The organism is Pirellulales bacterium (assembly GCA_035656635.1).
In the GTDB taxonomy this organism is placed as follows: Bacteria; Planctomycetota; Planctomycetia; order Pirellulales; family JADZDJ01; genus DATJYL01.
The window spans coordinates 16,964-41,071 of the sequence record DASRSD010000019.1 but is presented as its reverse complement, the minus strand read 5'-3'; the positions used below and the strand labels follow the sequence as shown (position 1 = coordinate 41,071).

Here is a 24,108-nt window from a genome sequence, read left to right as displayed (position 1 = left end):
CCGGAATCAAGCCCGACATTTGCGTATACCGCCAGGCTGCGTGCGAATCTTTAATCACACCCCAAGAGCTCAACCAATGGGGCAATTCAATGGCGGGTAATTTGGCAGCCCAGGTAAGCGCCAATCCATTGGCAGCCGCGACCAGCAATCCGCCGAAGGAGCTGCACGCTTGGGTGTAACCGAGCACTCGTTCACGTTGGTGCGGATCGGAAAATAACTCCGCTAGCCAGGCCACGGCCGCGACAAACTCGACGCAAACTCCAATAAACGACAGGCAACGAAACACCAGCAACATTTGCACGCTGGTGGAATAGCTGGCCGCAAACGTGGAAACGGCGTAAATCAAAATACTCCACGTGAGGACACGCCGCCGCCCCAGGCGGTCCGTTAAATAGCCCCCGAACAGCCCGACAATTCCGCCCACCAAGGCCGGCACAAAAAACAGGAGTCCCCGCCAGAGAGAAAATGCGTCGGTATTGGGCTTAATGCCGAACTCCATCAGTGCCGGCCGCAAAATGAGTGGCAGCATCAACAGCACATACGTGTCAAACGCGAAGCCGATGACCGCGATCATGCAAATCAGCCACTGGATGATCGTCATTCGTGGCGATGGAGAACTGCTTGCAGGGGGTGCAACAGGCACGCTCATGCGTAGATTCCGGAGAGGTGATGGTGTGTGCTATCGCCGTGCGGAAATGTAACGATTTACCACGAGGCGAGATTTCTAATGCCCACGTCGTTGCCGCCAGCGCAGCGGCATTGTAGGCCATCGCTGGGCAATACTCAAACGCAAACCGGCGCCGCAGGGTAGTGAATACAGAGCAAGACCGGCGGGTTTCCGCTGAGGCTAGGCCGCGCGCTGCAAGCTAGGAGTGTTGTCCTCGATCGGATCGGTTTCCGGCTGATCATGATCGTAGCTGACCACTGCGCTGCCGACCCACGGCACCAGCGGCCGTTTTCGAGTCATCCAGGATAAGAGGGCTGGCAGCAAAATCATGGAGGTTAACGTGCAGACGGCGACCCCAATCGTGAGCGAACGACCCAAGCTTTGCAAACCCTGGTGGCTGGCAATTAAGAGCCCCGCATAGCCGATGATGGTGGCCAACGAATCGACCAACAAACCCACCGCCGTTGCAGAAGACATGCGGTAGCGGCCCTGCTGTTCCAGAAACTCGTGCACCACATACACGCCATAATCGACTCCCATTCCCAACAATAACGGCAACGCAATGAGATTCGCTGGATTCAGCGGCTGGTTGAGATATCCCATCAACCCAAACGTAATGACCATGCCCATGGCCAGCGGCAGTGCGGCCAAGAACACGTGCAGCAAATTGCGAAAATCGATGAATAATAAAACAAAAATCACAATCAGCGAGTAGCCGGCGGCTTTTTGGTAGCTGGTTTCCATCTCTTGCGAAGCTTCAAACGCTTGCAGGGGATTGCCAGTCACTTTGGGATCGACGCTGCGAACCTGTTGGACAAACGGAGTTAAATTCTCGATATTCCAAATGTCGCCGCGACCATAAATTTTCAGCAAGTATTTTCCATTTTGACCGACGAACCGGCTGACCAAGCTGGGCGACAAGTCGCTCAACTGCGGCGGCTCCGGGTTGGCCATGCTGCGCATGAAGTACAAGGAAGTAAGCAAATCGCCCGCCATTTGCTGCTGAAATTGCGACAGCCTGGCGTAACAGTCCGAGGTCGACAGCCGGCGCATGGAGTCGCGCAACCATTCCAGGTGTCGGGTGCACTCGGCGGCATTCGGCGTGCGGCGCATCACCTCTTCCAAGTTCGCCAGCACTGCTCCGAGATCATCCAAAGAATCCAAGCCAATCAGCGGCGGGCGTTCGGGCAAAGACGCCAGCCGCTGCGCCATTTTGATGATAATGGGTTGCTTGCATTTCTCGTCGTCGGGCAAAAAGCGGGCGATTTCTTCGGTCCGATCGACGCTGGGCAATTGCTTGAATTTTGCCTCCCGCTTGAGCAACTCCTCGCGGCTGTCGGAAATGGAAAGTGCGTACCAGGCGCTTTTGTCGCACTCGACCAACAAACGCCGTTCTAATTTAACGCTTTCCAAATCTTTGGCTTGCATGTCCAATAAATTGTGATCGTACCACAGCTTTTGCACGCCCCAGCCGGCGGTCGCGGTAATGAGCAATCCGGCGCAAAATACCAGGCGAGGGAAACGCAGCAGCGGATTGATCCACTTGTGAACAGGCACCGGCGTAGGAAATTTCAGGCCTAACTGGGAACCATCGACCACCTTGATCAGCGGCGGCAGCACAAACAGTTGCGCGACCGCGCACAACAACAAGCCTCCGCCGGCGATGATTCCCAGTTCCGCCACGCCGGTAAAACTGGTTAGTGCCGCGGAGAAAAATGCAATCGAAGTGATCAACGCTCCCGTGACAATGGCCGGACCGGCGGCGCGAGTCGTTTCCAGTAAGGCTTCTTCACATGCCAGCCCTTCGCGCATCAATTGCATGTAGCGCGAAACATAATAGGCGCCATAATCGATGCCAATGCCGATCAGCGTGGCCGTAAACGTCACGCTAAGAATGTTCAAATGCCCAACAGTTAGCGTTACATACCCAAAGGCCCAGGCGGTGCCCAACAGCAGCACCAGATTGGCCAACAGAGCATGCCGCAAGCCGCCGAATCCCGCGATGACAATGATGACCACTCCCACGAACGAAAGCAGGCTACCCCACAGCATCGACGATTGGCTTTCGCGCATTTCGTCATTTTCCATGACGGGCAAGCCGGTCAGCCCGATTCGCACGTTCGGATGGCGCGTTTTGATTTCAGCAATAATTTCCCGCAGCGCATCGACGGCTTCGCTGCCGCGTGCAAATTCTTCCTTGTTGACCACCAAGCGCAACAGCACAAACCCCATTTGGCCGTCCTTGGCCAGCAGGTAGTTGGGGCCTAGCTGGCTCAACATCGACATGGCAATTGGCATGTCGGGTGGCGCGGCGGCACGGTAGGCCTCGCCCCGAAATTGTGCAACCAAACCGCTGAGCGTGGCATCGATTTGATACATCGTCATCTTCAAATCGATGCCAGCCACGCCGGCAGATGCCGCTTGGAGTTGCTGTGTTAAATTTCCAAGCAGCTTGCCCACTTGCAACTGGGACCAATCGCCGCAGGCAACGGACGCCTTTTGTTCAACGTAGCGATCAATGCCCTGCAATTGTTCCGGCGGCACCAGATGGAGAGCTTTCGGCCGAACCTTGGTCAGATCCCACTCGTCCAAAATTGCGTGGAACAGCCGCTTCTCGCGCTCCAGGGCGGTGGAAATTTCTTCCACGACCGGCACAACCTGCTCGCGGCCGGCCCCTTCGACGACAATCACGGCATCGTCTTCGTCGCCGAATTCATTGACGTACTCAATCCACAGACGGTTGTAATCGCTTTTAGGATTCAGCAAATCGAGGCGGCTGCTTTTGTAGCCCAAATGGCCGATGGAATAGATGACCGAGACGATGGCCAAGGCCACGGCGACCGCCAATGTGGGCTTTGGAAAGCGCAGCACCAGCCGCGTGATGGCCAACAGCCCGGCGGTTAGCCACGATTGCTGCGGCGCATGGGCAGACGAATCAGGTTGCACCGCCACGGCTACATCCGGAGACGGATCGCTTACGCCGTCTAGATCGGGAGTGGGCGGAAACTGCTGCGACATGCATCACCATCCATGGTGAACTTCGGCGGCTCGGTCCTTGAACCGCAAACAGAACGCTGTTTTGTTGCCATCTCGCGAATGGAGAGGACAGTGCGTCCGCCCCCCATAACTGACCCTGGCAAGCCGGGAATGGTAGCGAATTTGCCGCCTCGGACCAACCTCAGAGTTTTCGAATTTGACGGGCTTTTTCCGGTGATAGCTAGCTTTCCAGGCCGTCATCGCCCAGGGGTCGGTCGGGATAGCCGAAGGCTGGCTCTTCGGCAAAGTAACGAGCAGAACGAGTGCGTCCGGCCGCCGGTGAGGCGGGGTCCTCTGTCTCGGAAATCGGGTACCTGGGCCGGGCGGATGCAGTGCCAGCCTCTTCCCGCGCCGTGCCATCCAGCAGCCACAGCGGGTTAATGCGGTCGTCCAATTCTCCGCTGAATTCTTCGGCAGCCCAGCGTCGCATAATGGGCGACAACCTCACGCTGCTTTGCGGCATGTCGACACGCAAAGGTACGCTTGGCTCCTGGGCAACTGGCTCCAATTGGGGAGACAGAAACGGCAAAACAACTTCGACCGGGTACACTTCAGCGGGCGCTATGGACTGGGTTTCGACTGACACTGCCGGGCCAATCGCTTGGGCCGTGGCAACGCTTGTGATGGACATGACGGGCGGCGAAGCAGCTTCTTCTTTTTGCCGGCGCGGCCGGTGGCGCCGCGGCGGCGGATTGGCTTCGTCGACGTAAGGCTCGTCACGCCCCGAGCTGCGATTGCTGGGCAAGCGGCGGACATCCATTTTGCAGCTCTTAAACAGCGATGCCAAATGTTCATGGCACGTGAAGACGAGCAATTGATGCCCACGCCGAGAAAAATCTCGCAGCACCCGAACCGCTGCGCCAGCCCGTTGCGTATCAAAATTCACCAACACATCGTCCAGCACCATCGGCAACTGCACGCCACGCCGGGCATACAAACCGACAATCGCCAGCCGCAGGCTCAAAAATAGTTGCTCACGGGCTCCTTGGCTGAGTACTTCCACGGTCAGGGTACGGTCTTCGTCGTCATCGACCAGCAACGTATTTTCGCCCCACCGGGTCCACACGCGTCGATACCGTCCCTCGGTAAGTTGCGTCATGAATTCGGAAGCATCGCGTAAAGCTTCCGGTTGCCGATGGCGTTCGTAATGCTCCTTGATTGAAACCAGCCAGTGGTGCGTCAGTGTAAGGATTTTCCAACGCTGCAGCGCGGCGGCAATGTGCTGCTCGATTTGTGCCAGCTCAAACCGCTTCACGGCCGGTTGCCGGTCACAGGAAATGCGCCGAATTTGCTCGCTACGTTGGCCGCGTTCTTCAAACAGCCGTTGCTGCTGCCGGCGCAGATCTTCCAAATGCTGACGGCTGCTGGCGAGCTGGGAGTTAAGTTGCTCGAAGCTGGCATTCGCTACCAGTGAAGCGAAGAACGACTCTTTTTCGATCATTGCGCCGCCGAGAGGATTTTGCTGGCATGCGGGGTTGGTGGTCGCGCCTGTCAACAGCGAGGCAATTTCTTGTGCCGCGGAATCGCGCTGTGCGATGAGCGAGCTAATTTGTGAAAATTCTGCACTGCGCTGGCGAAATTCGGCTAAATTAGGCACGCGGCAATCGACGAGCAATTTCTTGGCACGTCCTCGCAACCGACCAAGCCGGCGCGCGGCGATTTTCCCTCGCCGCCGCAACTTCTTTTGTCGGTGGATCATCGAACGACGCTGCTGCTGGCGAGTTTCTTGTTCCGCCAGTGCGCGGCGCAAATCACGGAGTTGTTCGCTGGCCGTACCCGCCGGCTGCGGAATCTCGGCGGCCAGAAAGACTTGCTCCAGTCGGGCTGTAAATACTCCCAGCTCTCGGCGATGGCGCTCCAATTCCGCTTGTGCATCGGTGAGTTGCCGCTGCGCTTCGTCGAGTTGCTGACCCGCGTGATAGAGGGCTCGTGCTTGCCGTGGCGAAAAGTTTTCGGGCAAGCCAACAGCCGACAAAGCGGTTTTCCAATTTTGACGCGCAAGAGTCAAATCCCGGTCGAAATCGGCATTTTGAGAATCGGCAGCTTGCAACGCTTGATCCGCAGCCTGTCGCTGCGCTTCCAGCGGAAGCAGATCTTCCAACTTGGCCAGCTCTTGCTGTGCGGTTTGCAACCGTGCCTGCAGTGAGCCAGCACCTTTGGGAAGGTTGCGATCCAAGTCGCTGCGTTCGGCTTCGGCCTGCTGTACTTGTGTTCCGACCAGCGCCAATTGTTGACGGCTGGCTTCCAAACGACTGGCTGCTGAACGCTCGATGCTATATTTAGCGGCAACCGCCGAAACCATTCCTAACACTCCGAGACCAGCCATCGGCCAACCGAGCGATCCGGTGAACGTGCCCGGCAACAGCAAACCGCCAAGAATCAGCACAACACCCAATACAAATACGCCGCCCAACGAGAGCAACATCCAAGCAGGGAGAACTTGCCGTTGAAGACTGCCGGCGATGGAGTGTTCTAAATCGGCTTTGGTGTCAGCCAACTGTTGCAGCAGCCCGTCCAATTGCACGCGTCGCCGCAGTTGTGACACGCGCTGCCCCGCGGCATCTAAGGCGGCGGCCAGATTCTTTGGACCTTGTGCTGCCAATACTAGTTCTGCTTCCCGGAGGCGATTTTGCTCCGCAGCGCGCCGGACCTGAACTTTTTGCTGATCGGCAGTCGATTGGCGCTCCGCATGCAAAAGCTCCGCGGCCGGACGGCGCAGTGTGCGCCAATCGCGGCGGTCGATGGATACCAGCAAGTTATTTGGCTTGCCGGGCTTGGTTTCAACATTTGGATTGCTTAAATCGTTCAGCCGTTTCTCGGGCGTCTGGCATTCGGCGGTGAGTCGCTTGGCAGCTTCTTCCGCCTGGCGAATCTCTTTCTCCAGTGAAACAATCCACGATTCGTTTTCCGCCAGCGCTTCAATCCGTGCTGATTGTCTCACGAGCGGTCGATTCAACTTGAGCTGTGCCAAATTGCGGCTCAATAGTTTTCGCCGGCGGAGGACGAACCGCTGTTCCCTTTTTGTTTTGTGAATGCCTGACAATAAGCGGCTCATGCGTGCCGGCGCATCGGCTGGCCATTGTGCGATTGATCCCAGCGCTTCGATTTGTGCGTTCAATGCCCGCCGCCGCTGCCAGGGACCCATTAGTGCCGCGGCTGTTTCGCGCGTGCGATGTTCCACTTCCTGTTCGTCCACGGCGGCTTCCAGTTGCGCAATTTGCTGATCGGTGGCTGCGCGATCCGCAATGAGCTGGTTTAACTCCGTTGAAAGCTTGGAAAATTCCGCAAGTTCGGTGCGAAGCCGCTCGCGCTCGGACAGCAGTTGGCCAATTTGCGATTGTACTGTGTCCGACCAAAGTCGTCGCCGCGAATTCTCCAATTCGCCCAGCACTTCGCTGAGCGATACGCGGTCAAAGCCCAACGATAAATCGTACAGCCAGCGGGCGGCGTCCGAATCGGTAAGTGCGCCTAGTTCTTGCAACTCGTGCAAGCTCACGGCAAACACGTTCTGGAAGATCGTTTCGTCAACATCCTGCAACAAACGCTGCAATTGTGCTTCGCCTTGAACCGTGCCGTCGGCTGCACCGACAAGAACATCGCCCAGGGGCTGCTGCGCAGTTTGATGCCGCTGAACCTCCAATCGTCCCTCTTCGTCGTCCAGCACCGTCAGCGAGCCTCCGGCAGCAATTTCACCTAACGCCGGCAAATACCGGGCGGTTCGGCGCGGCGAAAAACCATATAAAACCGCGCGGACAAATTGCAGCAGCGTGGTTTTTCCAGCCTCATTCGGCCCGTAGAACACGGTGCATTCGGGGGAAAGATCAGCCAGCGTCAGCCCGCTCCAAACTCCGAAGCCGTCGATGTGAATATCGGTCAGTTTCATCGCTTGGGCTCCGCGGGACAAAGCAAATCGGCGCCGAGCCAAACGACCTCGCGCAAGGCCTGGCGATTGCTTTCCGGATCGTCCGCTTGGACCGATTGAATGGCTTCGATTCCGGCAGGTGAAATTCCGCCCAGCGCAGCCCATTCGGCCGCACCGTCGGGCAACGACAAGACCAGCGGCGGCACGGACGGTTGGCCCAGCGTATTCGCTGTCGTCAGGGTTGGCTCAATCGCTGCGTCTATCGGCTGGAGGTCGGAAAGCGTCGGCAAACATTGCTGCGCCGCGCGCAGAAAATCGCCGCGCAGCGTTTCTTCTGCAATCCATTCAGCCGGCAGCCGGTCGGGTGGTACCGGTTCGATCGCCAATGTCCAAACGGGCGCTACGGGCCGATTTCCGAACTCTTCGCGCAACTTGGAAACTAATTCCAAGGCCAACGATCCATCTTGCAGCTTCGAGCGCCAAGGATCATGGCAGGCTACGCGCCAGGTCACAAATAAAGGGACATCTGGCGATGCCGCTAACAGTTGCTCGGTGCGGTCGTGCAAAAGCGATTCCAATTCCTGGCGATTCGAACTCTCCAACACGGACAATTGCGGCGTCATCCAGCGCAGCACATCACAGGCAACCGGCGAAAGTTGAACGCGTCGCTGTTCATCGACGGCAACCATGGTGCACCCATGCGGGCCGGTTTCATTGCGATTGCGTCCCTGGGGACTCCCGGAGAAATGTGCCACGCTGCCGGCTTGCAGCGGCGTCGAGCGCTGCTGCTGGCCGCCCAAGGCCCAGTAGTTCACATTCATCTCGCCCAGCGCGCTCGAATTCCAGGACGCATGAGTAACGGCAATTGAAAATAGTTCTGAATTACTGGGCGCAAACTGGTAGGGTCGACTTGGCTCGTTATCGTCGTGGCCGCAGCCAATGATTTCGCACAATGGCGCCTCGGTAATTTCGTGCCGATACCGTTGGGTTCGATTCTGTGGAAACCGACGGACGTTGCTCGGCCAGGACACATATTCAGGCCAATCGTCGATTGAATCAATAAGCCCGCCAGACCAGTACACGACAATATTGTGGCTGGCAAGTCGTTGAAATTGCTCAACAATAAACAGCAGTTCGCGCGGAGAGGAGCAACGCGGATCAATCACGTTGCCTGCCAGCAAGACGAAATCGACATGCTGATTGATGGCGGCATCGAAGACCTTTTCCGCGGCGCGCAGGGGCGCGTCGATCAGAAGATCGACAAGGTGCTCCGGCAATTCGCCGGCGGCTTGGCAAGGGCGACTCAGATGTAAATCGGCAGCGTGTAAGAAGCGGAATGGCCGCTGCGGCATGGGTGCCTCCTTGCCCGACGATTTTTCTACGGAAATCCCATCGATGCCTGACCCAGGTGAGCAATTGACACGGGTAAGCAATGGGGAAGTTTAGTAAAGAGCGGAAGATTTGCCTATCCGAGTTCTGGCGACTTCCGGTCTGTGCCGTAACACAACACAGCGTTGACGGACGGTGCTGGGGCGATTTTATTCAGGCGGTTAGCGGCAGTTCGGTGGAAAGGAATTGCTGGTATGCCGCCACGACCGTGGCTTCATCCTGCTGGCGGGAGATTACCGCCGAACGAACCCGGGCCTTTAGGATGACTCCCTTTTCCAATCTTAAAGGGAAGAGATTGTGTTCGATGGCAATTCGGTTCGTCTCGGCCGGCGGCCTTTGGCTTGGCGAGGGCAGGGATGAAGCGACAATCGAACTTCGGTAAAAATCGTTCGGGTGAACCATTTCCACGTAAGAGAACGGGCAAGCTTCCCGGCGTACCATGAAGCATCCCGTGGCTTGGTTTGCCGCCGTGAAGACCAGACCCTGCTCCGTGGCGGTCGAAGCGACCGGCAATTGGATTTGCTCAGGATGGAATTTTTTTGAGGCCGACGGTTTCAAATGCAGCATTGCGCACTCAGACGAAAAGACTGATCGGACCTGTGATTTTGGTTCGCTGTCGAGCAAACTAGTGTTCATCGAGAAAATTAAATCGAAGGCTGCGAGTACTTGGTCGGCAGCCGCAGGAGCAAACTCCGCAGGGGTAAGGCACCGCCAGTAAATCTGCACGCGAATCTGTTGTGACCCGGCAGCGTCGTAGCTCGCTATCAAATCATTGCCGCGCACATAAGCGTCAATATGCGCCGGGACGAGGGGTTCCTCGTTTCCAAACTTCGCCGCCAAAATTTGCAACGGGGATGATGCCTTGGACGATTCTAGATTGCCGCCGCTGTTTGCCAACCGCAGCATCAAGCCACGGTCAGGATGCTGTAGATCGAGCGTGGCATTCCAGGCGGGGCACGTAATTCGTGCAGAGTTTGCAGCAAGCTGCCACACAACACTCATCTTCCAAAAGACGATTTAACAAAGGCGACGGAAAAATCCAATAAAAAACCCCGCCGCTCACTTGCGTAAGTCGGCGGGGCCGGAACAGAGAAGAGGCCGTAGTTGCGGATCACTCAGCAGGATGATAAGGATGAGTCAGTTGCACCAAGATTCTTGTGAGCAAAGGACCGAATGTTTTCCGCTAACGTCGACTTCTTCTATCCACAACCGCGATGATAACAAGTAGATTTCAAAAGTCCAGCATTTAGCAAAAAAATTTCAAAGATTCTTTTTGCCCCACTTTCGGGGAGCATCATTAATTACCCCAAGATTAACCCCACGCGGGGTTGTGATTCAATCGAATCCGACCGCGCCAGAGGGGTACTAACCCGCGTTTTTCCGCAGAAAATAACCATTTTTGTACCCGGGATAACCCCATGGACGATTATCTACCGACATGCGAACACGCCGCCCGGGCCGGGGGGCAGGTGCTTTTGGATTGGATCGGCCGATTTGCCGCCCGAGAGAAGGCCCCCGCCGATTTGGTCACGGAAGCCGATGTGGCCAGCCAGGAAGAAATCCGGCGGATATTACTGACGGCGTATCCAAAGCACGCGTTTCTCGGCGAGGAAGGAAGCCCGATGGGCCCGGCCGATGCTGAGTATCGTTGGCTTGTTGATCCGCTCGACGGAACCACCAACTACGTGCATCAGATTCCGCATTATTGCGTTTCTGTAGCCCTGGAGCGGCAAGGTGAACTGATTTGCGGAGTGGTATACGATCCGGTGTCGCAGGAGTGCTTTACGGCCCAAGCGGGTCGAGGAGCACATCGGAATGGGTGCAAACTTGCCGTCAGCGAGGTGGAGCAAATCGACCGGGCAGTGGTCGTTGTCAGTTTGCCGCCGAAGATGACTCCTCAGTCTCGTGAACTGGCCGAAATGCTGCGCATGGCAGTAGCTGCGCAGGCGATTCGCCGCACCGGCTCGGCCGCACTGAATTTAGCGTATGTCGCCGCCGGACGTTTTGATGCCTATTGGGGCGGGAACACCAAACCCTGGGACGTGGCGGCCGGGGCATTATTAATTCACGAAGCTGGTGGCATCATTACGAATTACAGCGGCGGGCCGCTGGATTTAAACGCTCCTCGGTTTGTGGCTGCCGCCACCATGCCGCTGCACGAACAAATGCTGCGCTTGGTCGGAGATAAGTGTTGAAATTTATGATTCTAGCTATTTATTCTGGCCACCAGATGTGCAATTAGTCACCCAGTCGCCTTTCGCACGGCAACAGATTACATTGATTTCGTGAGCGATTTAGAGTTAGGCGCGATCAGCAGCAGGGATCATGAATATGCCAGAAGCAATTGCAGCACTTGAGACGGCTACCAATTCCGCGGACCAACTTCGGGAAGAAGCGGCAAATGAATTCCGCCGACGGTATTCGCGTGAGCCACAGTATCTGGCGATTGCGCCTGGGCGGGTCAACATCATCGGAGAGCACACCGATTATAACGGCGGATTTGTGTTGCCGATGGCGATTGAACGGTACGTGGTGATTGCCGCAGCCAAGTCGACAGATCACCGCGGCGGCGATGGCCAACCAGCCGCAAGCGTTTTCAGCATGAACAAGCAGGAAGCTGCAACGCTGCAAGTGGCGGGGAAAATTTCGCCCGGCCCAGTTACTTGGTCCAGCTACGTGCAGGGGGTAATCGCGGGTTTTGTGGCGCGCGGCTTTAGCGTGCCGGCCTTCGAGGCCGTGATTCTGTCCAATGTGCCGTTGGGCGGAGGATTATCGAGCAGCGCAGCCTTGGAAGTGGCCACCGCCACGCTTTTGGAGGCGATGCTCGGCAAATCGCTGGAGCCAGTGCAAAAAGCGCTGTTGTGCCAGGAAGCAGAACATCAATATGCCGGCGTGCCCTGCGGAATAATGGATCAATTCAGCAGTGTGCTGTGCACCGCCGATCATTTGATGCTGTTGGATTGCCGATCGCAACAAGCAAAACTCGTCCCGTTTACTGCTGCCGATGTCACCGTGCTGATCGCCAATAGCAACGTCAAGCACGAATTGACCGGCGGCGAATATGCCCAACGTCGTGTTCAATGCGAGGCGGCGGCTAAAGTATTGGGCGTGGATACACTGCGCGATGCAACCGTGGCACACTTGGAAGCAGCGCGAGACAAACTGGGAAACGTAAACTACCGTCGCGCGCGCCATGTGATCGGGGAAATTGACCGGACCGAAAAAGCTGCCTTGGCCATTAGCGCGGGCCGCTGGAACGAAGTGGGACAGTTAATGTACGCCAGCCACAATTCGCTGAGTGATGATTACGAAGTTAGTTGCGCAGAGTTAGATTTGCTGGTTGCTTTGGCTCAGGAAATTGGCCAAGACGGAGCCGTAATCGGCTCCCGCATGACGGGCGGCGGCTTTGGCGGCTGCACCGTCAGCCTGGTGAAGAGCAGTGCGGCGGCAAATGTTGCGCAGCTGCTTTACGACCGCTACCACAAACAAACGGGCATTAAGCCAGCGCTGTTCACCAGCCGACCGGCGCAAGGCGCTCGAGCTTTTCCCAGCCGGCCGTTATGAATGTTCAAGACCATCCTCATCGCAGATTGAACGCGCTGACCGGCGATTGGATATTGGTTTCGCCGCATCGCACCCAGCGACCGTGGCAGGGAAAGCGCGAAAGCGTGGCAGCCGATAACTACCCACCATACGATCCAACTTGCTATCTTTGTCCTGGAAACGCCCGTGCCGCGGGAGTGCAGAATCCAAAATATACCGAAACGTTTGTGTTCACAAACGATTTCCCAGCGCTGTTGCCGGAGTTTGCGCCTGCGGGCGCAAGCGGCTTGGCACAAGAGGATTCTCCGACCCAAGGTTTGCTACGGCGTGAGAATGTTGCCGGAACGTGCCGGGTCATTTGCTTTTCGCCGCGGCATGATCTCACGTTGCCGAAAATGCCGCTCGCGGACATTCGGAAAGTAATCGACGTGTGGTCGGAGCAAATCGAAGAACTGGGAAAAACCTATCGCTGGGTGCAAGTTTTCGAGAATAAGGGAGAGGTGATGGGCTGCTCGAATCCTCATCCCCACGGCCAAATTTGGGCCAGCAATCAATTGCCTAACGAGCCGGCCAAGGAAGATCAGCAGCAGCGCGACTATTTGCAGCGGCACGGTACTAAGCTGCTTTTAGATTACTTGCAACTCGAACAAGAGCAGCAGCAACGAATTGTCGTTGAGAACGAACACTGGGTGGCCGTAGTGCCGTATTGGGCCACATGGCCGTTCGAAACGCTGCTCTTGCCTCGGCAAGCGGTATTGCGCCTGCCCGATTTGAATGCAGTGCAGCGCGCTGCTTTGGCCGACGCACTCAAACGGCTGCTTAGCAAATACGATCAACTGTTTGAAACCTCCTTTCCTTACTCGATGGGTTGGCACGGCGCACCGACGGCGGCGGGAGATTGGTTTCATTGGCAGTTGCACGCACATTTTTATCCGCCTCTGTTGCGCTCGGCGACCGTCAAAAAATTTATGGTCGGCTATGAAATGCTGGCCGAAGCGCAGCGTGATTTAACTCCCGAGCAGGCAGCCCAGCGCTTGCGTGAACTTTCAGAATCCAAAGAAGGGTAAATGCGAATGTCGGTTCTTGTGACAGGCGGCGCGGGTTACATTGGCAGCGTGGTTGTGGAGCAATTGGTGCAATCGGGAGAACAAGTTGTCGTGTTCGACAATTTGTATCAAGGCCACCGGGAAGCCGTTCATCCTCAGGCCACGCTCATCGAAGGCAATCTGGCGAATCGGACGGCTATCGATCAAGCACTTTCTCAGCACAAGCCGCACACGGTCATGCATTTTGCTTCGCACACTTTAGTGGGCGAATCGATGAAGCATCCGTTTCAATATCTTGGGGAAAACGTAACCAATGGCTTGAACCTGCTGCAAAGCATGGTGCAGTATGGCGTGAAGAAATTCATTTTGTCGTCCACGGCCAATTTGTTCGATGCGCCGAAAAAAATGCCCATTGATGAGGACGAACAGCTTGTGGCGGGCAGTCCGTATGGCGAATCGAAATTCATTTTAGAACGCATGCTGTATTGGTTGGATAAAATTCACGGGCTGCGCTACGCTGCCCTGAGATACTTCAACGCGGCGGGCGCCACGGCGGAGCGGGGCGAAGACCATCATCCCGAGTTGCATCTCATTCCGATTGTGCTGCAAGTGGCGCTGGGGCAACGCGAATCGGTTACGATTTTTGGCAGCGACTATCCCACGCCGGATGGAACCTGTGTACGAGATTACATTCACGTGGCTGATCTGGCCCAAGCCCATATTCTGGCGATGAAAGCCATCGACCAGAAAAGTCGCGTCTATAACTTGGGCAATGGGCAAGGTTTCAGCGTGAAGCAAGTGATTGAAACGGCACGTAAAATCACCGGCCACGCAATTCCGGTTCAGAATGGCGCGCGCCGGCCAGGGGACCCGGCAGTGTTGATTGCCAGCAGCGAAAAAATCCGCAAAGAGTTAAACTGGCAGCCGAAATATCCGGAGCTGCACAGCATTATTGAATCGGCATGGAACTGGCACAAAAAAAACCCGCACGGTTATAGTGGAAAGCCCAAACGGGAGAATACATGAAGCTCTGCGAACGGGCAATCTTTACCGACAAGGTAGATGCCGTAGTGAATTTCTACGAGCGGCTGTTGAATGCCAAGCCCGTGTTTCGCGACGAAGGCATAGCAATTTTTAGAGAGGCTGGCGTGCAGCTTCTCATTCACAAGCTTTACCAGCCCGAGCCGCAATGGCCGCCCTGCGAAAATCATGTGGGCTTTGCGGTAAGCAATCTGGATGAGGCAGTCGCAGAACTCGGACAGAGGGGAATTGCTGTTGAAATCCCCGCCCGAAATTACGATTGGGGCCGGGCGGCCTATTTGCGCGATCCGGCCGGGCATTTGCTGGAGTTGCACGAAGAGACGGCATGACTGTCGTTCCTCTTAGTTCGGCAAACTCACCACGATCGGCAAGGTTTTGCACGGCGAGGAAGCTACTGGACCGGCCAGGGTGCCAGGTTACAAAAAGTGCCCCGCCCCTTGTTTGCGTAGCGGTTGCGATTAGAGTACGATCACTGATCGTGGCGGTGCCAAGGGAGGAGCGGCACGCGCTATCGGGATGCTGACGACGACCGACAGTTTGCCGCCGGCGCCGACTCATCGGTTTGCGCTCGTACACCGTCTTCGACAATCGAAACTCGTGGGCATATCTCATCGGGAGTGAGGTTATTGCATGAATTTAACGTACATCGACTGGGCCATCATGCTGGTGTACTTCGTGTTCGTGCTGGGCATAGGTTTTATGCTCCGGCGCACCACTCGCAGCAGCACCGATTTTTTTCTTTCCGGTCGCTCCTTGCCGGCCTGGGTTACTGGTTTGGCATTTATTTCCGCCAATCTCGGCGCGTTGGAAGTGATTGGTATGGGCGCATCTGGGGCGCAATACGGAATCGCCACCAGCCATTTTTATTGGATCGGCGCGATTCCCGCGATGGTTTTTGTGGGCATTTTTATGATGCCGTTTTACTATGGTTCCAGGGCCCGGTCGGTGCCGGAATATTTGAAGCTTCGCTTCGACGAGAAGACGCGGGCCTGGAACGCCGCGACGTTTGCCGTGATGACGGTTTTTGCCTCCGGCATGTCGATGTTTGTGATGGCCAAACTGATTGTGACGCTGAAAATTTTTGACGGATTATTTGCCTGGCTGAATCTGCCGCCAAAATACATTTTTGATACGAGCATCGTTGTTACGGCGCTGATCGTGTTGGTTTACATCTTCATGGCCGGCCTTACCAGCGCAATTTACAACGAGGTGCTGCAGTTTTTTCTAATTGTGGCCGGCTTTTTGCCGTTGGTGGTGCTGGGCCTTATCAACGTCGGAGGCTGGGAAGGGTTGAAACAAAAAGTACCGGATTTTGTGCATTCGTGGTCCGGCCCCAGCGTGGAGACAATGGCTGGTTTTCGCCCGCCGGGAGGAACTCCTACCGGCCCGCAGGATATGTGGATGGTTTGGATTGGCTTGGCCATGGGGCTGGGATTTGTATTGTCGTTTGGATATTGGTGCACCGATTTTTTGGTGATTCAGCGAGCAATGGCGGCCGATTCGATGTCGGCAGCCCGTCGTACTCCGCTGATTGCCGCCATACCCAAAATGTTTTTTCCGGCGTTAGTGATTGTCCCGGGGATTATTGCTGTCGTGGTGCCCATGCGTGGTGACATGCAAGGCATTTCTCCCGAGGCGGCGGCGGCGAATGCTCAGATGGCGGCCCAAGATCAGGTTTTGCCGAAAGGGCTTATTCCTGTCATCCTGAATGAAGAAACGAAAAAGCCGGAACTGGACTACAACATGGCGATTCCCAATATGTTGCTGCAATATTTTCCGACCGGATTGTTGGGATTGGGGCTGACGGCGCTGTTGGCCAGCTTCATGTCGGGCATGGCGGGGAACGTGACGGCATTCAACACGGTGTGGACTTACGACATTTATCAAGCCTATATCCACCCCGGGGCAAGCGACCGGCATTATTTGTGGATGGGACGGTTCACCACGATCTGGGGAATTGCGCTATCCGTGGCCACGGCGTATGTGGCCGCGCGGTTCAACAACATTATGAACATGCTGCAGCTTGTTTTTGGATTTGTTAACGCACCCTTGTTCGCCACGTTCTTGCTCGGTATGTTTTGGAAGCGAACGACAGGCCACGGCGCTTTTTTCGGTCTGCTGGCAGGGACCGCAGCTGCAGCAATCCACGTGGCATTGACGTTGCCCGCCGGCGCCGCGGTTGGTTTGCAAGGTGGATGGATCAGCGTGACGCACACGTATCCCAGCGAGATGGCGCGAAACTTCTGGGGCGCCATTTATGCGTTCGCCGCTTGCTTTATCGTTACCATTGTCCTTAGCTTGCTGACCAAACCCCGTGAGGATCGAGAACTCGTCGGTCTAGTTTATTCTTTGACCGAACGTCCTAAAGACGATGCCCGAACTTGGTATCAACGGCCGGCGGCGCTGGGAATTGTCGTCTTAGCGCTGGTCGTCGTACTCAACGTGATTTTCCGCTAACTCATTGCCACCTGCAAAAGGAACAATTCATGCACCTGGATATTCGCTTTCCAATTGGCTTGTTGTTTGCCGTGCTTGGCGCAATGCTGGTGGCGTTTGGCATCTTGACGCAATTCGACATCCTCGAAAAACACGTTATTTACGACAACTCCCTGGGCTACAACGTGAATTTGTGGTGCGGTTTGGTCATGTTGGCGTTCGGAATTTTTATGTTTCTAATGGCCCGGCGGGGAACATCGGCTGTGCGCTCCACCCAAGACAGTCCCGAGGGGCGTGAGCTGGAAGCAACAGAGCAGCGCCGGGAAATGCAAGGCGGGCACGGTCCGCAGGGGCATTAATCGCATCCAGGCATTGGCCCCATTCTGGATGAAGAATGTTGCGAGCAACATGATCAATGGGTTCAATTCTTGTCAGTCGATTGGCCGATAACAACGACTAGCCCTCCTCGTTTTCCGCCCGCACGTCCCTCCTCGCTCGCTTTGCAATGTCGGCATCTCTTGCATCCGATCAGGCATTTGGCAGCACGCCGCTGCGCGCTGACTGGACGGGTGCGCTGAATTCAATCAAGACCTCCGCAGTTGAAAATCGCACGGCGGTTACCGCACCGTTGCGGTTGGGTCCGTGGCTGCTAGTCTCGCGGCTGAGGGAAGGAACGTTGACGCGAGCTTATCGTGCGCGACCCGCTGAAGCGAAAGACGACGCGAATTTGGCGCCCGCATATGTGATTAAAGTACTGCGTGAAGAGTGGCACGATCATCCGGCAGCCGTGGCGCGCATCCGACAAGAAGCCACGGTCGGCCGTTGCGTAGCCCACAAGCATTTGCTGCCGGTTTTAGCGGCTCACATTCACCGGCCGCCGTATTATTTGGTGCTACCACATCTTACGGCTTCCAGTGTGGCTTCCACGTTGGCCGTGCGCGGCCAATTGAACGTACCTGTGGCCTTGTGGATTGCTCGGCAGGCGGCTCAAGCGCTGGGGGCTTTGCACACGGCAGGTTACCTTCACGGCGATATCAAGCCACGTAATCTGCTGCTGGCCCCCAATGGGCATGTAACCTTGCTCGATCTGACATGCACGCGCCGTCTGGACGATGCCGCCGAGATGTCCGATCCGACTCTATATGGCCAGCCGCTGCTCGGCACGCCAAAATATTTAGCGCCGGAGATGTTTTTCGGCCGGCCCGCCGATGAGCGCAGCGATTTATACAGCCTCGGCCTGACACTGTATGAGATGCTGGCCGGAAAATTGCCAGCCATGCCCGATCATTTGCCCGACCTGGTGGAATTCAAGCGCACCGCACGATTGCTCAATTTGCGTAATTCGGCGCCGCAAGTGCAGGAAGAAGTGGCTCAGCTAGTGCGTTGTCTGACCGCACAGGATCCGCTCCGGCGACCTCACACAGCGCGCGAAACTGCCGAGCGCCTCATGCGATTGGAGATTGCAACTTTGCGGCAGCGCATTCCGGCATAAGCTGCCATGAACGCAACGGGCCGGCTAAGCCGTTACTGCCCCAAGCTGAGCTGCATGGCTAGGTCGCGATTTTCTTGGTACCAGGCTACGGTCCGGCGCAGGCCTTCCTCAAGCGATATTTGCGGCGTCCAGCCCAGCAATCGTTTCGCTTTATCGACATTTGCCCAAGTGGCAGGCACATCTGCCGGATGCATGGGACGGCGATTGATGATTGGCTCGCGGCCCAGCAATTTCGCAATTTGCCCGATGGCAGAATTCATAGAAGTCAATCGGTCGCCGCCTAGATTGATCACTTCAAATCCTAATGGCTTCAATGCGGCTACGGTGCCGCGCGCAATGTCATCGACATAAGTGAAATCGCGTTTTTGTTCCCCGTCGCCGGTGAGGGCAATTGGTACGCCTTCGGCAATCCAGCGGATGAAGCGGAAAATGCTCATGTCGGGCCGGCCAGCAGGTCCGTAGACGGTGAAGTATCGCACGATGCTGACATCAATTTTGTGCAAATGATGATACGTGAACGCCAGAGCTTCGGCTGCTTTTTTTGTAGCGGCATACGGCGAAAGAGGTCGACTGGTATCGGCATCTTCCGAAAACGGCACTTGATTATGCGCGCCGTACAAGCTGGAAGTCGAAGCCAACACGAATTTGGGTACGCCATGGCGGCGGCACAATTCCAACACATTCAGCGTTCCTTCGGTATTTGTGCGGAGGTAAATCAAAGGGTCGTCGACCGAAGGTTGCACTCCTGCCCGCGCACCCAAATGGAGTACACCAGCGAAAGTTGGGGTCTTAGCATCGTGGCCGGCGCTGTTTTCAAATACCTGCTCGATCGCAGTTAGATCAGTAAAATCGAGCCGATGAAATTGAAAGCAGGGCAATGAAGTTAGTTGGGCCAATCGCCACTCTTTTAGTTTTGGATCATAAGCGGCATTCAGATTGTCGACTCCGACGACGACATGGCCGGCATCAAGCAGAAGCCGACAGACGACGTTGCCGATGAAGCCTGTAACCCCCGTCACTAAGTAGCGTTCAGCCATTTGTGTGTAGCTTTCGTCAGACGATTTCAGGAACGAGAAGAATAACTTCTCATAGGTTCGCAACCGAGAGAGGTCCGACAAACAGCCCTTAAGCCTTGCAAATCTTCTCCCTACCCTGGCGAACATGCCGCGTAGCATTCCGCGTGTCAATCACCAAGCGGGAATGTTGTACGATAAAATCGTAGTCGTATGCCGAGTGGTCGGTCGCAATCAAGACACAATCTTGGGCTGCCAAATATTCGGCCGTGAGAGCTTGGCTGTGCATTTCTGGCAAACGGTGATGGCGCATTTGAGGCATTCGTGGAACATGCGGATCGTTATAACTTAGGATCGCTCCACGCGCCATGAGCATTTCCAGTAATTCGAACGACGGGCTTTCTCGTGGGTCGTCAACGTCTTTCTTGTAGGCAACGCCAAGCAGGCCAATTTTACTTCCCCGCACTGGTTTGCCGACATTGTTCAAGGCCTCGATCAGCCGACTAATGACGTAAAGTGGCATTCCGGTGTTGATTTCTCCGGCCAGCTCAATAAAGCGTGTGATCATTCCGTGCTTGCGAGCCACCCAACTCAAATAAAACGGATCGATTGGAATACAATGTCCGCCCAGCCCGGGCCCTGGATAAAACGCCTGAAAGCCAAACGGCTTGGTCTTGGCAGCGTCGATGACATCCCACACGTCGATTCCGATGCGGTCGAATAACACCTTCAATTCATTCACCATGGCAATATTCACCGAACGGTACGTGTTTTCGAGAATTTTGCAGGCCTCGGCTACTTCGCAACTGCTTACCGGAATTACTTGCACCACCGCTTGGCGATAGAGTGACTGGGCCAATTCAGAACTACCCGGATCGATGCCGCCGACGACCTTGGGAATTGCACTGGCCGTATAGTTCGGGTTACCTGGGTCTTCTCGTTCCGGGCTGTAAGCCAAGAAAAAATCTTGTCCAGGTTTCAACCCGGTGGCGGCTAAAATGGGCAGCACGACATCGCGCGTAGTGCCGGGATAGGTAGTGCTTTCGAGGACAATGAGTTGTCCTGGCCGGAGGACTGCGGCAATTTGGCGTGCTGTGGCTTCGATATAGCTTAGATCAGGATCGCGACTTTCATTCAGCGGCGTCGGCACGCAAATCAAAATGGCGTCGGCTTCTTTTAACCGCTGCATGTCGGCAGTGGGCACAAAACGCTGCGATTGAATGCATTCGCTGATCCAACTCGATGGAATGTGCCCGATGTAGCTTTGTCCTGCCAAAAGCCGATCGACTTTGGTCGAATCGATGTCAAAGCCCATCGTGCTATATCCGGCTTTGACAAATGCTTGAATCAGCGGAATTCCGACATATCCCAAACCAATGACGCCGACCGTGGCGGACTTTTTCAAGATTGCGGAGCTGAGATCGGGCATGGAAACCTAGGGAATATTGGGTTTGATTCGTACTATGTAATGCAAATTGTGCGATCGATTCTAAATCTACTTTAATCGAGAGTCCCATCGGCGGCTATGGCCGTGGAATCGCGTGTCAAATCAACCGATCACAGGACGATCGACGGTTCAGCAGCATTGAGGCCAACTCGGCGCCATACCACGGGCATGATCGCTGGATTGACTGACGCACTATCAGATTGTGGCGAGCGGCTGCGGCCGGTCCGTCGCACCCGTTTGCTCGTGTGCCTGGGTTTTGGTCATACGAAACTGGCTCGTCCATATACTGTCAGTTAAAATTGCGCAGAGATTACCGCTATACTGACACAGATCACTTGGCTTGCGCCAACACTTCGCGAAACTGGGAATCCAAGGCCTCCCATATTTGCTCGCGGCTAAAATCTCGCAAAACTCGCTGACGGGCTGCTTGACCGTGGCAGCGGCGGCGTTCTTCATCGTTAAGATACCGTAACAAGGCAGATGCTAACCCGTGGGAATCGCCAATTTCCACTAAGGCCCCGGTTACGTTGTCTTGGACGGCATCGACAGCGCCTGTAGCCCTAAACGCTACCACGGGTAATTCCGCGGCGCCAGCCTCCAAAACAACATTGGGAAACCCTTCTCGATACGTGGGGAGAGCTAGTACGGACATGACTCCGTAATACGGCGCTAGATCGCGAATGAAGCCCGTCCGGATAATGCGCGGATGTGTGGCAATCCGGTGAACATACGCATCTGGCACTGGATCTCCCGACTCGTAGTCTCCGACCAGCAAAAGCCATGCATCCGGCCGCGACTTGAGCACTTCGTCGAAAGCATCGATCAAATTCACAATGCCCTTGTCGTGAACAAAGCGACCCACAAAGCCGATCACGGGGTCAGCACCTGCAATCTGCCATTGGGCCCGGAGATTCTCGGCAGCCGATTTAACTGCGGAAGTTTGCGTAAATCGCGAGGCGTCGACGCCGTTGGAGGACCCGTTTAATAGAACGACCGTTTTTTCCAAGGGAGCACAATGGCAGGCGATATACTCGCGACGCAAGCTGTCGCTGACACAGATCACACGATGAGCGCAGGCCACGGTGATCCACTCGGCAATTTTCAGGATTCGGCGCTTGAGACCGTGAGTCGTTTCCAGTCGCAGTCCCCACAGCTGATAAATTCGCGCCGGAACTCCCGAGAGCCTTGCTGCCAGCAAGCCTAGCAGGCTGGCCTTGGCGGTGGCGGTGGTAACGATTTCAGGACGGAGGCGGCGAAATAATCTGCATAAGCGCCAAAGTGAAACAACATCGGCCAGTGGTCGAATTTCCCGCTGCATTGGAACAGCCATAGTTCGGACGCCCTCAAGGCTGGCAACCACATCCAGGTCCTCGCCTGGATTCGCGATAGCGATTACCTCGTAACCTTGATGACGATAAAACGCCAACTGCCCGGCGCACAGACTGCGTAGGGCGATAGGGGCAGTAGTCATATAAACCATTCGCAATGAGCGGCTCGGCACAGTAGGCAACGGGTCGGAATGAGTCACTTTTGGCCTCGACATAGGACTGCCAAACTGACGCCGCCAATCGTTGCAGACATAAGACCTGGATTAATACGCCACATGATCCAACGGAATGGATGTGCTAAGCGTTGGATTAAACGTGCGCGACTCGACGGCGCTTTAAAGCCAGGTGTAAAGCAGCAGTGAATGGGCAGCAATCCTGAGGCGGTCAGCAAATTCAGTGCTGTCGCCGGACTCCAGAAGCTAACATGTCCGACGCTTTGTAAGCGACAGTTAAACTGGTTGGTGAAAAGTACACTAAGCCGATCGTCCAATGGAATATGGAAAGCAACGTATCGCGCTCGCTGGCTTATTTTTGAACAAAATTCCTGCGGCTTAAGAACATGCTCGATGACATCATTCAACGTAATCAAATCGAAGTCTTGATCGTCTTCAAAAAAATTCATCCGTTTATAGCTGATCCCAGCGCGCCCATGTGCACGAAACTTTTCCTCCGGAAGAAGGTCATAACCGACAGCGCGCTCAAGTGGGCAGCCAAAGCGGATAAGCCCATCATAGATTCCTGCGAATGTGCCGCCGTTTCCACAACCGACATCCGCATAACTCGACAGCATTTTTAAATCGGGTATGTTTGCGAGCAGCCGAAGTATCTGCTCGGCTTTGAACTGGTCGTCGCCGAAATCGACGTCGTATTCGCCTGTTATATACCTCTGAGTCGCGACACTCATAACCGTCTCCGGAAGTTACTCGTTTTTGCTGACAATAGAAATAGAATCGTCAGGATGGATTTTTCGATCGCGACATAATTAGGTCATAGAAACGGCGAAGCAGCAACGTATTCAGACGAGAGCGACGCCGTTGACTATCTTCTTAAGTGGACGAAAGAATCTTGGGGTTTAATCCGGGTTTGCGAAGAACTACCGTAATGGATGCACCGAACCAGCGTTCAAGAAATAGCCACCGGACTGCTTCGTAGTAAGTATAAGACACCAAAAATCCAAACACGTTGAAGTCCAAATAACCAGTCGGGCCATACTCACGGGCATCGAGATGTTCAATTTGCAAATCGAATTTTTGTGCGTACCGCCGAAGTTTGCTTAAGGTGTTTATTCGGTACCAAGTGGGAAAGACATCGGATTCCTGAACCCCGGTGGTAGCCTTTAAAATTCTTTGCTTTACTCTCAGGGGCAATATGCCGGAACAAATGACTGCCGGATGACGATGGTTGGGAGTCAGGGCGATGAATTGCCCACCCGGCTTTAACACCCGCGTCAGGTTTGCAAAAAAATCCTCCGGATTCTCGACGTGTTCCAACACGTACCGCGAAAGAACAAGGTCAATGCTATTGTCCTCGACGGGCCAATTCGAGAAATCTTTGAGTAGTTCAAAGCGATTCAAATTCGTGTTGTGATTAGCTTCGGGATTCGGATCAATACCGATGACTTCCACATCAGGATATTGATCCCATGGAAACGGCGCGACGTGCCCTACTCCACAGCCCACATCAAGTACTCTGATTCCAGGCCGAAGCAGCGAGGCAACCATCTTATGATAAGTCCGCCAATCGTTGGTTTGGTCGTCGACTAACTTCGCTCGCAATTTTTTTGCCAGGCGCGACATCGTTATTTAAGC

18 protein-coding genes are annotated in these 24,108 nt (G+C 55.3%); 8 read left to right on the top strand and 10 right to left on the bottom strand.

Features of this window, described 5'->3' with window-relative positions:
• From VFE46_01425 to VFE46_01405, 5 genes are all read right to left on the bottom strand, one after another.
• The coding region (locus tag VFE46_01425) for an MFS transporter (GenBank protein HZZ26639.1) at window positions 1-649 on the bottom strand (649 nt) is incomplete at its 3' end.
• 198 nt (window positions 650-847) lie between these two features.
• A complete protein-coding gene (locus tag VFE46_01420) occupies window positions 848-3,685 on the bottom strand; it encodes an MMPL family transporter (GenBank protein ID HZZ26638.1) in 2,838 nt (945 codons plus the stop codon).
• 199 nt (window positions 3,686-3,884) lie between these two features.
• Window positions 3,885-7,586, bottom strand: coding sequence for an AAA family ATPase (locus VFE46_01415; protein HZZ26637.1), 3,702 nt, complete (start codon window positions 7,584-7,586; stop codon window positions 3,885-3,887).
• Window positions 7,583-8,917: a hypothetical protein gene (locus VFE46_01410; protein ID HZZ26636.1), complete on the bottom strand. Its 1,335-nt coding sequence runs from the start codon at window positions 8,915-8,917 to the stop codon at window positions 7,583-7,585. The genes VFE46_01415 and VFE46_01410 overlap by 4 nt, the downstream gene beginning before the upstream one ends.
• 190 nt (window positions 8,918-9,107) lie before the next feature.
• Window positions 9,108-9,956 carry a hypothetical protein gene (locus VFE46_01405; GenBank protein ID HZZ26635.1) on the bottom strand — a complete coding sequence of 283 codons (849 nt, stop codon included), beginning with the start codon at window positions 9,954-9,956 and terminating at the stop codon, window positions 9,108-9,110.
• 416 nt (window positions 9,957-10,372) lie between these two features.
• Between VFE46_01405 and VFE46_01400 the strand changes: the two genes are divergently transcribed.
• The 8 genes from VFE46_01400 (at window position 10,373) to VFE46_01365 (ending at window position 18,512) form a co-directional block, all read left to right on the top strand.
• Complete coding sequence (locus VFE46_01400) at window positions 10,373-11,149, top strand: inositol monophosphatase family protein (GenBank protein ID HZZ26634.1); 777 nt, start codon at window positions 10,373-10,375, stop codon at window positions 11,147-11,149.
• 136 nt (window positions 11,150-11,285) lie between these two features.
• The gene (galK, locus tag VFE46_01395) at window positions 11,286-12,518 is read left to right on the top strand and encodes a galactokinase (protein HZZ26633.1); all 1,233 of its coding nucleotides are present in this window, start codon (window positions 11,286-11,288) and stop codon (window positions 12,516-12,518) included.
• Window positions 12,515-13,564, top strand: coding sequence for a UDP-glucose--hexose-1-phosphate uridylyltransferase (locus VFE46_01390; protein ID HZZ26632.1), 1,050 nt, complete (start codon window positions 12,515-12,517; stop codon window positions 13,562-13,564). Before galK ends, VFE46_01390 begins: the two co-directional genes overlap by 4 nt.
• 6 nt (window positions 13,565-13,570) lie before the next feature.
• Entirely contained in the window at window positions 13,571-14,569 is a 999-nt protein-coding gene (galE, locus tag VFE46_01385) for a UDP-glucose 4-epimerase GalE (GenBank protein HZZ26631.1), read from the top strand.
• Entirely contained in the window at window positions 14,566-14,913 is a 348-nt protein-coding gene (locus VFE46_01380; GenBank protein HZZ26630.1) for a VOC family protein, read from the top strand. Before galE ends, VFE46_01380 begins: the two co-directional genes overlap by 4 nt.
• Window positions 14,914-15,214: 301 nt before the next feature.
• Window positions 15,215-17,041, top strand: coding sequence for a sodium:solute symporter family protein (locus tag VFE46_01375; GenBank protein ID HZZ26629.1), 1,827 nt, complete (start codon window positions 15,215-15,217; stop codon window positions 17,039-17,041).
• A 29-nt stretch (window positions 17,042-17,070) separates the two neighbouring features.
• Entirely contained in the window at window positions 17,071-17,379 is a 309-nt protein-coding gene (locus tag VFE46_01370) for a hypothetical protein (protein HZZ26628.1), read from the top strand.
• Window positions 17,380-17,525: 146 nt separating this feature from the next.
• A complete protein-coding gene (locus VFE46_01365) occupies window positions 17,526-18,512 on the top strand; it encodes a serine/threonine-protein kinase (protein ID HZZ26627.1) in 987 nt (328 codons plus the stop codon).
• 32 nt (window positions 18,513-18,544) lie between these two features.
• Here the strand turns inward: VFE46_01365 and VFE46_01360 are convergent, their stop codons facing one another.
• The 5 genes from VFE46_01360 to VFE46_01340 form a co-directional block, all read right to left on the bottom strand.
• On the bottom strand, window positions 18,545-19,630 hold the full coding sequence (locus tag VFE46_01360; GenBank protein ID HZZ26626.1) for an NAD-dependent epimerase/dehydratase family protein: 1,086 nt from the start codon (window positions 19,628-19,630) through the stop codon (window positions 18,545-18,547).
• Between the two features lie 7 nt (window positions 19,631-19,637).
• Window positions 19,638-20,954: a nucleotide sugar dehydrogenase gene (locus VFE46_01355; GenBank protein HZZ26625.1), complete on the bottom strand. Its 1,317-nt coding sequence runs from the start codon at window positions 20,952-20,954 to the stop codon at window positions 19,638-19,640.
• A gap of 349 nt (window positions 20,955-21,303) precedes the next feature.
• A complete protein-coding gene (locus VFE46_01350) occupies window positions 21,304-22,443 on the bottom strand; it encodes a glycosyltransferase family 4 protein (GenBank protein ID HZZ26624.1) in 1,140 nt (379 codons plus the stop codon).
• 53 nt (window positions 22,444-22,496) lie between these two features.
• On the bottom strand, window positions 22,497-23,204 hold the full coding sequence (locus tag VFE46_01345) for a methyltransferase domain-containing protein (protein ID HZZ26623.1): 708 nt from the start codon (window positions 23,202-23,204) through the stop codon (window positions 22,497-22,499).
• A 142-nt stretch (window positions 23,205-23,346) separates the two neighbouring features.
• Window positions 23,347-24,096, bottom strand: coding sequence for a class I SAM-dependent methyltransferase (locus tag VFE46_01340; protein ID HZZ26622.1), 750 nt, complete (start codon window positions 24,094-24,096; stop codon window positions 23,347-23,349).
• Window positions 24,097-24,108: the final 12 nt, after the last annotated feature.